A 15365-nucleotide genomic window follows, 5' to 3' on the forward strand; every position below is an offset into this window, starting at 1 on the left:
CCGCCTTACGACGAAGTGATTTGCGCGACGGCCTCTGCGGAGGGGCGGCATTCAGCATCGATTGATGCAATGCTGGCGGACACGCCGGGATTCGAACCCGGGGTACCCTATTCAGGGTACGACGGTTTAGCAAACCGTTGGTTTCAGCCACTCACCCACGTGTCCGGGAACGGCAGAGGGGGCGCTATAACCGGGAGAGGGGGCGGGATCAACAGCCCTTCTGACTCGCTGGAAACTCCGCTCGGCGCTCGTTCATTGCAGCGACAGGCGGAACGCGGATAAGGTCGCCCCCGATCACGGTTGGAGAATGACGATGGGGGCGATGTCGCGGTTCAGGATTGCAGGGATCGCCCTGCTGTCGGCGCTGGCCCTGCCGCTCGCGCCTGTTGCTGCGCAGGCTGTGAAGACGGTCGATCCCAATGCCGCCGCGCAGGCCGATCTGGCGCCGGTGGAGCAGGGCGAGCCGGCTGCACCCCCGTCAACCGTCGAAGCTGCGGCGACTGCGGAGGCTGCACCCGCCGTCGCCCCCGCCAGCACGCTGCGCGCTGATGCCGCGCAGGCCTCCGAAAACGGCACATATGCGCAAGACGATGTCGTCGCCGCCGCCGAGGGCGTGTTCGGCAAGGGTGCCGAAGGGCTCGCCCGGATGATCGAGAAAGTCCTGAAGGATCAAGGCCGGCCCAACGCCTATATTGCGGGCCGCGAGGTCGGCGGCGCGGTCGTGGTGGGCCTGCGTTATGGTTCGGGCACGTTGTTCCACAAGGTCGAGGGGCAGATGCCGGTCTATTGGACCGGACCGTCGCTCGGCTTCGATTTCGGCGCGAACGGCGCCAAAAGCTTCGTGCTGGTCTATAATCTCTACGACAGCGGAGACCTGTTTCACCGCTTCCCCGCCGCGGAGGGGACAGCCTATGTGATCGGCGGCTTCACCGCGAGCTATCTGCGCCGCGGGGATGTCGTGCTGATCCCGATCCGGCTGGGCGTCGGCTGGCGGCTCGGCGTCAACGTCGGCTATATGAACATCACTAAGGAATCGAAGTGGCTGCCGTTCTGACGGCGGCTACTCTCCTACGAGTGGGTATATCGGGCCGCTGAGGCCCGCAAGCGCGAACGCGCGCCCGAGCTTATTGCGAGGAAGCCAAGGGCGGCGGATGCCGCCCGCCCGGCGTCTGAGGGCTAATCAAACAGCCGCAACCCCGATCACCGAAATCTGTCGCCCATAGCCGCTCTCGCCGCGATGCGTGGCCCGGCGGAAGCTGAAGAAGCGGTCTTCCTGCGCATAGGTGTCCTCCCCCAGCGCGACGATGCGGCTGAGCCCGGCGATGGCGAGGCGGTGGACGACATAAGCCTCGATGTCGAACTGGGCGTGGCCCGCGCGGCGGCCTTCGGCGAAGAAGCGTTCGTTGGCCGGATCGTCCTCGCCGAAGCGGCGGACGAAACCGTCGTCGACCTCATAGCTCGCCCGCGCGATGCACGGGCCGACCGCGGCGACGATGCAGTCGCGCCGCGCGCCGAGTTTCTCCATTGCTTCGATCGTCCGGTCGGTGACGCCCGTGATCGCGCCCTTCCAGCCCGCATGCGCCGCGCCGACGATGTTGCGTCCGGGATCGGCGAACAGGACGGGCACGCAGTCGGCGGTGAGGATGCCGATCAGGAAATCGGGATTGTCGGTGACGATCGCATCGGCATGCGGGCGGGCATCGTCGGCCCAGGATTCGGCCACCACGCAGTCGGGCGAATGGACCTGGTGGACGGTGACGAGCGTGCGCCCTGGTGTCACCGCATCGATCACGCGGCGGCGATTCTCGTGGATCGCGTCGCGATCGTCATCCGATCCAAGTCCTACGTTCAGGCCGGCGTGTATCCCGGTCGAAACCCCGCCTTCGCGGCCGAGAAAGCCGTGCGGCGTGTGGGCGAGGAGCGGAACGTGGATGGGGCGGGGCTGCATGTCTTCACTATAGGCGGGCTTGGTTTGCCAGCCCACCTAAATCCTCCCCCGCCAGGGGGCGGATCAAGGAGGTCAGAACCCCGCCGGGTTGGGCCATTTCGGCGCGATCATCGCGAGCGCGCGGAACAGGGTGCCCATCTCTTCCTCGTTCACCAGCCGGCGATGGGCCATGCCGATATCGTCGATCCGATCGGGGTGGAGCCGGCCGAGTGCTGCGGCGCGCGCGGCGAGGCCGAGGGTCGAGAGGAAGAACGCCTGGCTCACCGGCCCATGCACCCGCGCGCCACCGGTCTGCGCGGCCTGGCCCAGCGCGGTGAAATCGACATGCGCGGTCAGATCGTTCGCGCCCGGATTGGCGAACACATCGGCATAAGCATGTGCGTTGAGAGCCTGCAGTGTATCGCCGGCGTCATAATCCTCGTGCCCATAGTCGATCGCGAGCAGGGCGCCGCCCTGCGCCGATATCCGCCGCGCGAGCCGCTGGGCGATGTCGAGGCCGATCGGCGATGTCTCGTAGATGCTGCCCGCGACCGCGCCGTGCAGGTGATCGGGCACGCGATCCTCGGTCGGCTCGTCGCCGGGCACCGATCGGAAGCCCTCTTCGTCCAGGCCCACGCAGCGTTCGCGCCAGCCGCCATAGGTCATGATGTACTGGCGGTACGGGAGCGCGTCGAAGAATTCGTTGGCGATGATGGTCAGCGCCACGTCATCGGGCAGGGTGCGGACGTCGTCATGCCAGGTGGCGTGGGGGACGCGTTCGGCCTGCAGCTTGCGCAGCACCGGGCTGGTCTCGACGAAGTGGACCGGCGGCTCCAGCCCCTGCGATCGCATCGCGCGCAGCGCGTCGGCGGCGAGCGTCCCGCGGCCGGGGCCGAGTTCGACATAGGCGATGTCGGGCTTGCCCGCTCGGGTCCACAGGTCCGCGATCCATATGCCGATCAGCTCGCCGAACATCTGGCTGATCTCGGGCGAGGTGATGAAATCGCCCTTCACCCCAAAAGGATCGTGCGACCCGTAATAGACGCTGTTCGCCGCATCCATATAGTCGGCGACGGGGATCGGTCCGTCGGCGGTGATCCGCGCGATCAGCCGTTCCGCCAGTTCGGCAGGGCTCTCCATGCGAAGCGCCTTAGCAGATACAGGTCGCTAAATGGTTAATTGGCGACCGAAACGAGCTTCCGCTTGCCCGAGGTGAGGATCAGGTACGCGCCGCCGACCAGCATCGGCACGGTCAGCGTCTGCCCCATCGTCAGCCCCCAGCTGAGCGTGCCCAGCTGAACGTCGGGTTCGCGCACGAATTCCAGCCCGAAGCGGATCATGCCATAGCCGAGCAGGAACACACCGCCGAGCATGCCCGGCTTCAGCCGCGCGTCGGTGCGCCAGAACAGGAAGGAGAGGACGCAGAACAGCACGATCCCTTCGAGGCCCGCTTCGTAAAGCTGGCTCGGGTGCCGCGGCAGCGCGTCGGGCGCGTCGGGGAAGATCACCGCCCATGGCACGTCGGTCGGCCGGCCCCACAGCTCGCCGTTTATGAAGTTGGCGATGCGCACGAAGAACAATCCGAACGGCCCGCAGCACGCGACATAATCGCCGAACCGCAGCACGCTCAGCCCATTCTTCTTCGCGAGGTAAACGATCGCGAGGAAGGTGCCGAACGCGCCGCCGTGGAACGACATGCCGCCCTGCCAGAGCTTGAGCACCTCGATCGGATTCTGCAGCAGTTCGGGCTGATAGAACAGAACATAGCCCACGCGCCCGCCCAGCAGGATGCCCAGCGTCGCATAGAAGACGAAATCATCGGCATGTCGCCGCGCCATCGGCGCATTGGGCTGCGCGATCAGCTTGGTCAGATACCACCAGCCGATCATGATCCCGGCAATATAGCCGAGCGAATACCATCGGATCGCGACCGGCCCGATCGACAGCGCGATCGGATCGAGCCCGAGATCGGTAAAACGGATCGCCGAACTCGCGTCGGCCAGAATTTGCAGGATCAAGAGGGGCGTCCCCGAGGATATGGTTGGGGAGGGGCATAGCCTCGCAAGGGGGCGGGGGGAAGGGAAGTCGTCGCCCCGGCCTCCGCCGGGGCTACGCACGGTTAGAGCTTCGCCCCGTCGTACTTCTGCAGTTCCAGTGCATCGAGGTCGACGCTCGGCACGCAGCGCAGGTTGATCGCGCGCATTTCGGAGCCGTCGGGGCCTTTGCCGTGGGCGAAGGGCTGGGTACCGCACGACGTGCAGAAGCGGTGTTCGATGCGGTGTTTATAGAATTCGTAGCTCTTGAGCGTTTCCTCGCTCGACGTCAGCGTGAACTGGTCGACGGGCACGAACGTCAGCAGAAAGCCCTTGGCGCGGCAGTGCGAGCAGTTGCAGCTGATCGCCTGCGTCGGTGGCTCCGCGTCGACCGTGAACGACACCGCACCGCAATGGCAGCTTCCCGAATAGGCCATGTCACTGCACCTCCGCGCTTCCTTTGGACGATGCCCCCTCCTATCATGCGCCGATGCACGGGCAAGCATCCGAGAAAATGGTAACGGAGAGGAAGGGGATCACGCGGCGCAGGCTGCTGATCGGCGGCGGCGTGGCGACGGGGCTCGTCGTCGGCTGGACCTTGTGGCCGCGCACCTATCGCAGCGACCTGACCGCCGCCCCCGGCGAGACGATCTTTGGCGCGTTCCTCAAGATCGGCGCGGACGGGCGCGTGGTCGTCGCGGTGCCGCAGGCGGAGATGGGGCAGGGGGTCTACACCTCGCTGCCGCAGATCCTGGCCGACGAGCTGGGCGCCGACTGGCGCACCGTGGGGGTCGAGCCCGCGCCGGTATCGCCCGTCTACGCGAACAGCTTCATCATCGAAGAGGCGATGGCGGGCAGGGTGCCGAGTTTCCTGGGCGGGGTCGCGCACTGGGCGGCGCGCGAGATTGCGATGCGCGGAAACCTGATCCTGACGGGCGGCTCCACATCGATCCGCGCGTTCGAAGCGCCGCTGCGCGAGGCGGGGGCGGTTGCCCGCTCGCTGCTGTGCATGGTCGCGGCGAAGCGGTGGGGGATCGACTGGGCGGCGTGCGACACCAAGGACGGATTCGTCGTGCGCGGCGAGGATCGGCTGCGCTTTGCCGATCTGGCGGCCGAGGCGGCGGGTATGACGCCGCCCGATCCGGTACCGCTGCGCGAGCCCGCCGAGCGGACGATCGTGGGCACATCGGTGCCGCGGCTCGATCTGCCGTCGAAGGTCGATGGATCGGCGCGCTTCGGCGCGGACGTGCGCCTGCCGGGGATGCTCTACGCTTCGATCGCGCACGGCCCCTACGGCGGCAGCAAGCCGGCCAAATATGTGCTGGCCGATGCAGAGGCGACCCCGGGCGTCGCGGGCGTGGTGATCGATCCGCATTTCATAGCGGTGATCGGCATCAACTGGTGGGCGGCGGACAGCGGGCTACAGAAGCTCCAGGTCGAATTCGAAACCGCAGGCCCGCGCCCGAACAACATCACGATCGCGCGCGCTCTCAAGGCTGCGCTCGATGCCACGCTCAATGGGGGTGGCGGGGCGAAGCGGTTCGTCGAACGCGGCGAGATCGAGAGCGCGCTCAGCGGCACGAACGTCGTGACCGCCACCTATTCGGTGCCGATGCTCGCCCACGCGCCGATGGAGACGCTGACCGCGACCGCGCGCTTCACCGGCGATCGGCTGGAAGTGTGGGTGCCGACCCAAGCGGCCGGGCTGTGCCGCGCGGGCGTTGCCAAGACGATGGGAATGGATGAGGGGCTGGTGACGCTGTATCCCACGCTCGTCGGCGGCGGCTTCGGTCGCAAGGTCGAGATTGATGCGGCGTGCGAAGCGGCGATCATCGCGAAGAAGGCGGGCAAGCCCGTCCAGCTCGTCTATCCTCGGCGCGAGGATATCCACCTCAGCCGCTTCCGACCGCCTGCGCTCGGCCGATTGCGCGGCCGGATCGGCCCGGGCGGGACGATCGCGGGGTGGGAGGCGACCATCGCCGCGCCTGCGACCCAGGCTGAGATGATGGGCCGATTGCGCCTGACGGGCGATGCCGATGCCAAGCCCGAAAGCGGCGCGATCGAGGGTGCGACCCCGCCTTATGCGACACCCGCGCTGGCCGTGAGCCATGCCGCGGCGGCGATCGGGGTGGGGACGGGCGTGTGGCGATCGGTCGCCAACAGCTACACCGCCTTCTTCAACGAAAGCTTCGCCGACGAACTCGCGCAGCAGGCGGGGCTCGATCCTTTGTCCTTTCGCATGGCGACGCTGTCGGGCGCGCCGCGCCTTGCGCATTGCCTGACGACGGCGACGGCGCTCGGCGGCTGGCAGGGCGGGCAGCCGGGCGTGGGGCAGGGGATCGCGGTCCACAGCTGCTTCGGAAGCCATGTCGCGATGATGGTCGAGGTCGAGGTGACGGCGGATCAGGGGGTGAAGGTGCTGAGCGTGAGCGCTGCGGTCGATTGCGGCCATGTGATCCACCCCGATATCGTGCTGCAGCAGATCGAGGGCGGGATCGTCTTCGGCCTGTCCAACGCCTTCGGATCGCCGGTCGAGTTGAATGAGGGGATGGTGACCGCGCAGAGTTTCGACGCACTGGGGCTGCCGATGTTGACCGATACGCCCGAGATACGGGTCGAACTGATCGAGTCCGCGCATCCGGCGGGCGGTGTGGGCGAGATCGCGGTGCCGCCGGTAGCGCCGGCCATTGCCAATGCGATCTTCGCGGCGACGGGCAAGCGCCTGCGCAACCTGCCGTTGCGACTGGCCGACGCATGAACCGGACTGGTTCGGGCCGGATCGGCCTGCTGATCGTCAATCTCGGCACGCCCGACGCGCCGACCGCGCCTGCGGTGAAGCGCTATCTGGCGGAATTCCTGTCGGATCGCCGCGTGGTGGAGATCCCCGCGATCGTGTGGCAGCCGATCCTGCGCGGAATCGTCCTCAACACCCGGCCCAGGAAGTCGGCGCACGCCTACCAACAGGTGTGGACCGATGAGGGATCTCCGCTCGCCGCGATCACGAAGCGGCAGACGAGCGCGATCGCCGAACATTTCGGAGACCGTCTCGTCGTCGATTATGCGATGCGGTACGGCAATCCCGCGATCGGCGATCGGCTGGAGGCGATGAAGGCGGCGGGATGCGACCGGATCCTGATCGCGCCGCTCTATCCCCAATATTGCGGGGCAACGACCGCAAGCGTGCAGGATGCGGCGTTCGCGGCGCTGGGCAAGATGCGCTGGCAACCCGCGATCCGTACGCTGCCATCTTATTATGACGACCCCGCCTATATCGGCGCGCTCAAGGCGTCGGTGGAGGCAAGCCTCGCCGCGCTGGACTTCACGCCCGACGCGCTGGTCGCGAGCTTCCACGGCATGCCCGAGCGGACCCGAACGCTGGGCGATCCCTATGCCGATCAATGCCTTGAGACCGCGCGGCTCCTGGGGGAGGCGCTTGGCCGTCCGCTAAATGTAACCTTCCAGTCACGGTTTGGACGCGCCAAATGGCTAGAGCCTGCCACCGATACGACCCTCGCAGCATTGCCGGGGCAGGGGGTGAGGAAGGTTGCGCTGTTCGCGCCTGGCTTTTCCGCCGACTGCCTGGAAACGCTCGAGGAAATCGCGATCCGCGGGCGCGAGACTTTTCTTTCCGCGGGTGGAACAAACTTTGCCTACATGCCTTGTCTCAACGATGGGGCTGCGGGTCTGGAAATGCTCGAAATTCTCTTGACTCGTGAGCTTGATGGCTGGCTCGCGCCCTCTTAATCTCGGTTCGAATCGCATAGCGGGAGAGTGAATATGGCACGGGTCGCAATCGTTACCGGGGGAACTCGCGGTATCGGTGAGGCGATCAGTGTCGCCCTGCAGAAGAAGGGCGTCACCGTCGTCGCCAACTATGCCGGCAACGATGCCAAGGCGCAGGAATTCTCCGAACGCACGGGCATCATCGCCCGCAAGTGGAACGTCGGCGATTTCGATGGCTGCCAGTCGAATGTCGAACAGATCGAGGGCGAGGTCGGCCCGGTCGATATCCTGGTCAACAATGCTGGTATCACCCGCGACGGCACGATCCTGAAAATGACCTATCAGGATTGGAAAGAGGTGATGGACGTCAATCTGGGCGGCTGCTTCAACATGGCCAAGGCGGTGTTCCTGGGCATGCGGTCGCGTGGCTGGGGCCGGATCGTCAATGTCGGATCGGTCAACGGGCAGGCGGGCCAATATGGCCAGGTCAACTATGCCGCCGCCAAATCGGGCATCCACGGCTTCACCAAGGCGCTGGCGCAGGAAGGCGCGAAGGCGGGCGTCACCGTCAACGCGATCGCGCCGGGCTATATCGACACCGACATGGTCGCCGCCGTCCCCGCCGACGTGCTGGCAAAGATCGTCGCGAAGGTGCCGGTCGGCCGCCTGGGCCATGCGGACGAGATCGCGCGCGGCGTGACCTTCCTGTGCGGCGAGGATGCGGGTTTCATCACGGGATCGACCATGTCGATCAACGGCGGCCAGCACATGTATTGATCGGGGGCGTCGATATGGCCGGCCCGGTCAAACGATCGGTCAGCATTGCGGGCCATTCGACCTCGATCACGCTCGAACCCGTTTTCTGGGACGCGCTGGTCCGCGCGGCGGAGGAAGAGGGCCTCCCCCTCAACGCACTGGTCGCGCGGATCGATGTCGAACGGATCGAGCAGGACGACCTGCCGAACCTCGCGAGCGCGATACGGGTGTGGTTGTTCCGACGAGTGAGTGCGAGGATTTGATCACGCCCGATCGATGCGGGCGGCGTAGCAGCCGCGCTTGGCATAGTGGGCGTGGAGGTAGGCCACGTCGGGATTGGCGAGGAAGCGGGTGATCAGGGCTTCGATGTCGCAGCCATCGATGAGATCGGCGTCGACCATCTCGTGATCGTCGTCGAAAGCGCGCAGCGAGATCGGGCGGATACGCAGTGCGTGGGGGATGGTATCGATTTCCGACCACGCCGTCCTGGCGCCTTCGCGCACGAAGATCGCGTGGCTGGCGCGATAGGGGGTGTCGGCAGGCTGGTGGACATGATTGATCAGGATCGCATGTTCGCCCGGCAGCAGGTCGCGCATCTCGACGCGGTCGGGAAAGCCCGGTGCGGTGTCGACGACATAACGGCGCGCGCCGTGCTCCGCGAGGGCTTCGTCGGTCAGGCCGTAGAGATGGCGGAAGGGGGCAGGGTCGAGGCCCGATAGGCGGAAGGACATGCGAGGCTCCATAGATTGGGGCCCGGATATGGCGCCCGGCGGCCTCCTGGGCGTCCCGCTTCTTGTCCTCGAAATGCGAGTGGGCGAAGCCCCCTCAGTATACGTCGCGCCGATAGCGGCCCTGATCGACCAGGTCGTCGAGGATCTCGCGGTCGAGGATGCGGGCGAGGGTGGTGTCGACGTCGCCGGCCATGCCCGACAGGCTGCCACAGACGTAGATCGCGCCGCCGGCCATCACCCATGTGAGAATCTCGTCCTGCGCGACGTCGATCTGGTCGGCGACGTAGCGGGGGCCTTCGCCATCGCGCGAGAAGACGAGGTCGCAGCGTTCGAGATGGCCGCTGGCGATCCATTCGGCGATTTCGGTGCCGAGCAGGCTGTCATGCGCGCTGTTGCGTTCGCCGAAGATCAGCCAGTTGCGGGTGCCCGCAGGTCGCGCCTTGATATGCGCGCGCAAGCCGGCGATGCCGGTGCCGTTGCCGATCAGGATCATCGGCACGTCGTCGGCAGGCGGCGCGAAGCCGCTGTTCGCGCGCAGGCGCATGCCGATCGCCGCGCCGATCGGCGCTTCGTTGCACAGCCAGCCGGAGCCGAGGCCGTAGGTGCCGTCTTCAAGATGGCGCAGCCGGATGACCAGTTCGATTCCGCCATCGCCGGGCAAGGAGGCGATCGAATATTCGCGGTGGGGTAGGGTGGGCGCCTCGCCCCCGGTCAGGATCGGTTCGGCGGGGCCGGGGTAGATTTCGGCGATCGCGCCGGGGATCCAGTTGGGCAGGTCGCCCTGCGGCTCGAGCCGGATATGATAAGCGGGCTTCCCCGCGCTGCCTGGATTGAGATGGTCGCGACGAACGAGGCGCCACGCGCCATATTCCGGCGGCGCCCAATCGGGCTCGGCGCGCGAACCGCCGAACAGCCAGAGCTGCTGCTGCCAATGGTGGAGCGCGCCGACATCACCATTGTCGACCTCGATCATATCGGTGAGCGGATGCGCGCCCTTCGCGCGAAGCAAGCGATCGAGCTTGTGGCCGAAGCCGCAATAATTGACGTAGCTGCTGTCGCCCAGCGCGAGCAGGGCATATTCGAGGCCCTGGAGCGCGGGTAGATCGCGCTGAAGGAAGCGATCGGCGCCGTCGGGGGCATCGCCCTCTCCGGTGGTGCTGGCGATGATCAGCGCGGCTTTCGTGCCGACGATCTGATCGTTGGTGATGGTCGCCAACGGCAGGATGCGGGTGTTGACGCCCGCATCGCGCAGCGCACGCCCGGTGCGCAGCGCCAGATCCTCGGCGAAGCCCGTCTGGCTTGCCCACAGCACCAAGGTCGCGGGTTCGCTCGTATCGTCGACCGGGACTTCGGCGGGCTCAGCATCGCGCCGCTGGAATTGCGTGCGGATGTATATGCCGAGCGTGAGCGCAGCCCAGGCCGAGATTGCGGCGCCCGCCCAGGCAAATTGCTGCAGTTCCAATTCCATCACGCGTCCAGCATGGCACGGGCGGGTGCCGAAAACATTTCATTTCCGTCACAATCGCTCGAAACGAGCAGACGCGCGGCGAGCCCGCGGCGATCGGCATAGGCAAGCGCAGCCTCGGGCGCGAGCAGGCTCAGCACCGTCGCCTCGGCATCGGCCGTCATGCAGTCGACCGCCATCACCGAGGCCGATCCGATGCCACGGGCGGCCGGGCGACCGGTGCGAGGATCGATCGTATGGGCAAGGCGGTTCTGTCCGACGTCATGGTGGCGACGATAGTCTCCCGATGTTGCGACGCACAATCCGCAAAGCGCTGCGCGCACGTTATCGCTCTCAATTTCGGGATGCGATTCCAGCTCGACCCACCACGGCTGACCATCGGGTTTGACCCCTTCGCCGCGCAATTCACCACCGATCTCGATCAGGTGATTGGCGATTCCCGCCTCCCGCGCGACACCCGACAGCCGATCGACCGCATAACCCTTGGCGATGCCCGAGAAATCGAGCGAGACCCCGCCGGGCTGGCGCGCGCGACGGGCTTCGTGATCGATCTCGATCGTCTGCCATCCGGTGCGGGCCAGTGCCGCGGCGATCGCGTCGTCGTCCGGCAGATGATCGATGGCGTGCGGGCCGAAGCCCCACAGATCGACCAGCGCGCCAGCGGTCGGATCGAACGCGCCGTCGCTCGCCTCGGCGATGGCCAACGCGGTCGTCAGAACGGTGAAGAAGCGTTCGGGCAGCGTGAACCAACCGCCCGCCGGCGCTGCGTTGAAGCGCGATATGAGCGAGGCAGGTTCCCATGTGCTCATTTCCGCGACGATCGTAGCGAGTTCGCGCTCCATCGCCAGGTGCACCGCATCCGCCGCGGATCGATCGATGAGGACGAGGCGCGCGGACCAGCGCGTCCCCATCGTCGCGCCGCCGATATCGACGACGTGGCCGTGGGGCATCCGACGCGCGAGGACCATCGGGTCCACGCGCGTCGGAATCAGTAGCCTTGGTTCGGCCTCCGTCAGGGTCGGAGGGTTCGTCATGGTCGCAAGCGTCAGGGGGTCAGGACCTCGATCGTCGCAGCATAGCTCATGCGCCGCTCGGTCGCACCCTGGATGGTCGGGGCGCCCTTGGCCGAGGCGCCGAGCCAGTACATGCCGGCACCGGGCCACTTGATCGTGACCACGCCTTCGGCATCGGTCGTCAGGCTGACCTCGCCGCGAGCGTCGCGATAGCGCGTGCCGCCGGGGATCAGCGTGACCGCGATGTTCGCCGCCGGCTTGCCGTCCGCCAGGAAGCGGAACTTGGCGGGCTCGTCGGTCACGAAGTCGCTCATATGGCCGACGGGCTGGAGCTCCAGGCCCTTGCCGGTCGGCTTGAACGCCGCGCCTTCGGTGGGCGCGCCGAGGGTGACGAAGCTTTCGACGCGCGACGACATCTCGTTGATGCGAACGTCGGTGGCGTCGGCTGGGATCGACGATGCGATCTTGTCCGGGGTGATGTCGCGCGGCAGGCGCTTCATTTCGCCGCCCTGCTTGTAGCCGCCCATCACGCCGCCGCCGGTGTTGACGATCTTGTAGGTGCCCTGCTGGGTCAGGTGCAGGTCGAAGCTGCTGCGCTGCTTGCCCGACACGCCGCCTTCGACCGGAACTTCGGTCCCGTCCGGCGCCCAGACCTTGACGTTGGTCAGCGGGGCGGGCCGTTCGGGGGCGAACAGGGTTTCGGACACGCCGACGTCGATCGTGACCCAGGCGTCCTGCCCGTCAGCGATCGTGCTCGACGGCAGGATCCACGGGTGATGCGCCTGCGCCGCACCCGACATAGCGAGCATCGAGACGGCGCCGAGCGCCGCCAATATCCGCGTCTTGATCATGGTTGGTCCTCCCCAGCTTATTTCTTGACGACGGCGGTGACCGCGCCGAGTTCGTTCGTGCCGGCCGCCTTGGCGGTGCCACCGGCGAGGTTGATCGGCAGGCGCACCACTTCGCGGCCGCCGCCTTCGCGCGACGCTTCGACGACGAGGTCATACTTGCCGACCGGCAGATCGCCGGTGTTCAGCGTCACCTTCGCCGGCCCCGGTGCGTGGGTCGCGCCGCTGATGCCGTCGGCGGGCAGCTTCATCGTGCGGCCGCCCTTGCGCCACCAGGTGCGCATTTCGTTGACCCACTTGGTGCCGGCATTGTTGCGCTTGCCCAGATCATACCAGACCGCGAGCGTCTTCGGCGCAACGGTGCCGCCCGGCTGCTCGACGAAGATCGCCACATAGGGCTTGTGATATTCGGCGACCTTGAGCTGCGGGATGGTGACGGTCAGGTCGATCGTCGCGGCGGTCGTCACGGTCGCGGGTGCCGCGACGGCGATGCCGGTGAGTGCGAGGCTGTAGGAAAGGCGCATCGGCGATTACCCCTTAGTGGATGAACAGGATGATGATGAGGACGGGCAGCAGCAGGCCGAAGCCCACGAGCGGCCAGGTACTGGGACGGCGGCGCGCATGCATCTGGAGCAGCACCAGGCCCGTGATCGAGAAGAAGAGCGCGGCGACCGCGAAGATATCGATGAACCAGGCCCACGCCTTGCCGGTGTTGCGGCCCTTGTGGAGATCGTTCGCCCAGGCGATCCAGCCGCGATCGGTGCGTTCGTAGCTGACATCGCCGCTCGCGCGGTCGATCGACAGCCACGCATCGCCGCCGGGGCGGGGCAGGGGCAGATAGACCTCGTCTGCCGACCATTCGGCATTGGCCGATGCGGGCAGGCGCGCGCCGATCTTATCGGCGGCCCATTTGCGGACATTTTCGGGAAGCGGCGCCTTCGTGCCGTCGGGCTTCGTCGGTAACGACCGGAGCAGCGGCGCAGGCAGGACGACCGATTTCTGGACGCTGCTGGGGCTCGCGTCGATATCGGCTGTGTGGTTCAGCGTGATGCCGGTAAAGGAAAACAACACCATCCCGATCATCGAGATCGCCGCGCTGATCCAGTGCCAGCGGGTCAGATGCTTCAGCCAGAATCCCCGACGGGCTTGGGCAGCGAATTCGTTTGCTTTGGGATCGGCAGGCTGAGCGGTCACTTTTGGCGGAATTCCAGTCTGGAGTCTCGCCGCATTAGGGCCAGTCCGAAACGTTCGCAATAGTTTTGATAATCATTCTCATTTGCGGCTGGGTCCGGTGGGTGGGGATTCTGTGAAAATCAGATATAAAGATATCTTTATATTTGCATTTGTCACACTGGCTCTCTATCCGGGCAGCATTCCGCCGGGCGAGCCGTGCCCGGTGCTGTCCCGAGGAGACGACCGTGGCCACCGCCGCAGCTACCGACTTCAACGATTATGTCATCGCCGATCTGAGCCTGGCCGAATTCGGCCGCGCCGAGATCAACATCGCCGAGACCGAGATGCCGGGCCTGATGGCGCTGCGCGAGGAATTCGGCGCGTCGCAGCCGCTCAAGGGCGCGCGCATCACCGGTTCGCTCCACATGACGATCCAGACCGCGGTGCTGATCGAGACGTTGACCGCGCTCGGCGCCGAAGTCCGCTGGGCGACCTGCAACATCTTTTCGACCCAGGATCATGCCGCCGCCGCGATCGCCGCGTCGGGCGTTCCCGTGTTCGCGATCAAGGGCGAGAGCCTGGCCGATTATTGGGATTATGTCGGCGACATCTTCAACTGGGGCGCCGACACCGACGGCACCACCGCCAACATCATCCTCGATGACGGCGGCGACGCGACGATGTTCGCGCTCTGGGGCGCCAAGATCGAAGCCGGCGCTTCGCTCGGCGAGCCGGAGAACGAAGAGGAAGTCGAGTTCCAGCGCGCGCTGAAGGCATTCCTGGCGAAGTATCCGGGTTATCTGACCCAGACCGTCAAGAACCTGAAGGGCGTTTCGGAAGAGACCACCACCGGCGTCCACCGCCTGTATGAGATCGCCAAGAAGGGCGAGCTTCCCTTCCCCGCGATCAACGTCAACGACAGCGTTACCAAGTCGAAGTTCGACAACCTCTATGGCTGTAAGGAATCGCTGGTCGACGCGATCCGTCGCGCCACTGACGTGATGCTCGCCGGCAAGGTCGCCTGCGTCGCCGGTTTCGGTGACGTCGGCAAGGGTTCGGCCCAGTCGCTCCGCAACGGCGGCGCCCGCGTGATGGTGACCGAAGTCGATCCGATCTGCGCCCTGCAGGCCGCGATGGAGGGCTTCGAAGTCGTGACGATGGAAGAGGCCGTCAAGCGCGCCGACATCTTCTGCACCGCGACCGGCAACGCCGACGTGATCACCGCCGAGCACATGGCCGCGATGAAGCCGATGTCGATCGTCTGCAACATCGGCCACTTCGACTCCGAGATCCAGATCGCCGCTCTGTCGAACTATGACTGGACCGAAGTGAAGCCGGGCACCGACCTGGTGAAGTTCCCCGACGGCAAGCAGATCATCATCCTGGCCAAGGGCCGGCTGGTGAACCTGGGCTGCGCGACCGGCCACCCGTCGTTCGTGATGTCGGCTTCGTTCACCAACCAGACGCTTGCCCAGATCGAGCTGTGGACGGCTGGCGAGAAGTACAAGAACGAGGTCTACGTTCTGCCGAAGCATCTCGACGAGAAGGTGGCGGCGCTTCACCTCGACAAGCTGGGCGTCAAGCTCACCAAGCTGACCGAGAAGCAGGCTTCGTACATCGGTGTTTCGACCGAAGGCCCGTTCAAGCCGGATCACTATCGCTACTGATCCAAGGGGGCGGGGCGTTCGCGTCCCGC

16 protein-coding genes and 1 tRNA gene are annotated in these 15365 nt (G+C 66.2%); 6 read left to right on the forward strand and 11 right to left on the reverse strand.

Annotated elements, in window-relative coordinates:
* Positions 1-73: 73 nt before the first annotated feature.
* Positions 74-165: transfer RNA gene (locus tag FYJ91_RS09520), tRNA-Ser, on the reverse strand.
* A 157-nt stretch (positions 166-322) separates the two neighbouring features.
* Here FYJ91_RS09520 and FYJ91_RS09525 point away from each other — a divergent pair.
* Positions 323-1054, forward strand: coding sequence for a DUF1134 domain-containing protein (locus FYJ91_RS09525; protein ID WP_149522343.1), 732 nt, complete (start codon positions 323-325; stop codon positions 1052-1054).
* 126 nt (positions 1055-1180) lie between these two features.
* Here the strand turns inward: FYJ91_RS09525 and pgeF are convergent, their stop codons facing one another.
* From pgeF to FYJ91_RS09545, 4 genes are all read right to left on the reverse strand, one after another.
* Complete coding sequence (pgeF, locus tag FYJ91_RS09530; RefSeq protein ID WP_149522344.1) at positions 1181-1948, reverse strand: peptidoglycan editing factor PgeF; 768 nt, start codon at positions 1946-1948, stop codon at positions 1181-1183.
* Positions 1949-2020: 72 nt separating this feature from the next.
* On the reverse strand, positions 2021-3067 hold the full coding sequence (locus tag FYJ91_RS09535; RefSeq protein WP_149522008.1) for a class I SAM-dependent methyltransferase: 1047 nt from the start codon (positions 3065-3067) through the stop codon (positions 2021-2023).
* A gap of 35 nt (positions 3068-3102) precedes the next feature.
* The gene (gene lgt / locus FYJ91_RS09540) at positions 3103-3945 is read right to left on the reverse strand and encodes a prolipoprotein diacylglyceryl transferase (protein WP_149522009.1); all 843 of its coding nucleotides are present in this window, start codon (positions 3943-3945) and stop codon (positions 3103-3105) included.
* A gap of 101 nt (positions 3946-4046) precedes the next feature.
* Positions 4047-4397: a GFA family protein gene (locus tag FYJ91_RS09545; RefSeq protein ID WP_149522010.1), complete on the reverse strand. Its 351-nt coding sequence runs from the start codon at positions 4395-4397 to the stop codon at positions 4047-4049.
* A gap of 77 nt (positions 4398-4474) precedes the next feature.
* Between FYJ91_RS09545 and FYJ91_RS09550 the strand changes: the two genes are divergently transcribed.
* Genes FYJ91_RS09550 through FYJ91_RS09565 form a run of 4 tightly spaced genes read left to right on the forward strand, consistent with a single transcriptional unit; the run spans position 4475 to position 8702 of the window.
* Positions 4475-6718 (forward strand): xanthine dehydrogenase family protein molybdopterin-binding subunit, encoded by a 2244-nt coding sequence (locus FYJ91_RS09550; RefSeq protein WP_181008422.1) that lies wholly within the window; start codon positions 4475-4477, stop codon positions 6716-6718.
* Positions 6715-7704, forward strand: a complete 990-nt coding sequence (hemH, locus tag FYJ91_RS09555; protein ID WP_149522012.1) for a ferrochelatase — start codon at positions 6715-6717, stop codon at positions 7702-7704. Before FYJ91_RS09550 ends, hemH begins: the two co-directional genes overlap by 4 nt.
* Positions 7705-7737: 33 nt before the next feature.
* Positions 7738-8460 (forward strand): acetoacetyl-CoA reductase, encoded by a 723-nt coding sequence (gene phbB / locus FYJ91_RS09560; RefSeq protein WP_149522013.1) that lies wholly within the window; start codon positions 7738-7740, stop codon positions 8458-8460.
* Between the two features lie 14 nt (positions 8461-8474).
* The gene (locus FYJ91_RS09565) at positions 8475-8702 is read left to right on the forward strand and encodes a ribbon-helix-helix domain-containing protein (RefSeq protein ID WP_149522014.1); all 228 of its coding nucleotides are present in this window, start codon (positions 8475-8477) and stop codon (positions 8700-8702) included.
* On the opposite strand, the gene FYJ91_RS09570 is transcribed toward FYJ91_RS09565, so the two are convergent.
* The 6 genes from FYJ91_RS09570 to FYJ91_RS09595 form a co-directional block, all read right to left on the reverse strand.
* Positions 8703-9170, reverse strand: a complete 468-nt coding sequence (locus tag FYJ91_RS09570; RefSeq protein ID WP_149522015.1) for a DUF1203 domain-containing protein — start codon at positions 9168-9170, stop codon at positions 8703-8705.
* A 94-nt stretch (positions 9171-9264) separates the two neighbouring features.
* Positions 9265-10638, reverse strand: coding sequence for a sulfite reductase subunit alpha (locus FYJ91_RS09575; protein WP_149522016.1), 1374 nt, complete (start codon positions 10636-10638; stop codon positions 9265-9267).
* On the reverse strand, positions 10638-11603 hold the full coding sequence (locus FYJ91_RS09580) for an FAD:protein FMN transferase (RefSeq protein WP_246152578.1): 966 nt from the start codon (positions 11601-11603) through the stop codon (positions 10638-10640). The genes FYJ91_RS09575 and FYJ91_RS09580 overlap by 1 nt, the downstream gene beginning before the upstream one ends.
* Before the next feature lie 77 nt (positions 11604-11680).
* Positions 11681-12499: a DUF4198 domain-containing protein gene (locus tag FYJ91_RS09585; RefSeq protein WP_246152546.1), complete on the reverse strand. Its 819-nt coding sequence runs from the start codon at positions 12497-12499 to the stop codon at positions 11681-11683.
* Positions 12500-12516: 17 nt separating this feature from the next.
* Entirely contained in the window at positions 12517-13020 is a 504-nt protein-coding gene (locus FYJ91_RS09590; RefSeq protein WP_149522018.1) for a DUF2271 domain-containing protein, read from the reverse strand.
* A gap of 13 nt (positions 13021-13033) precedes the next feature.
* Complete coding sequence (locus FYJ91_RS09595) at positions 13034-13690, reverse strand: PepSY-associated TM helix domain-containing protein (RefSeq protein ID WP_149522019.1); 657 nt, start codon at positions 13688-13690, stop codon at positions 13034-13036.
* 224 nt (positions 13691-13914) lie between these two features.
* Here FYJ91_RS09595 and ahcY point away from each other — a divergent pair, with 224 nt between their 5' ends.
* Positions 13915-15336 carry an adenosylhomocysteinase gene (ahcY, locus tag FYJ91_RS09600; RefSeq protein WP_149522020.1) on the forward strand — a complete coding sequence of 474 codons (1422 nt, stop codon included), beginning with the start codon at positions 13915-13917 and terminating at the stop codon, positions 15334-15336.
* The last annotated feature ends 29 nt before the right edge of the window (positions 15337-15365 follow it).

Source organism: Sphingomonas montanisoli (genome assembly GCF_008274695.1).
GTDB lineage: Bacteria > Pseudomonadota > Alphaproteobacteria > Sphingomonadales > Sphingomonadaceae > Rhizorhabdus > Rhizorhabdus montanisoli.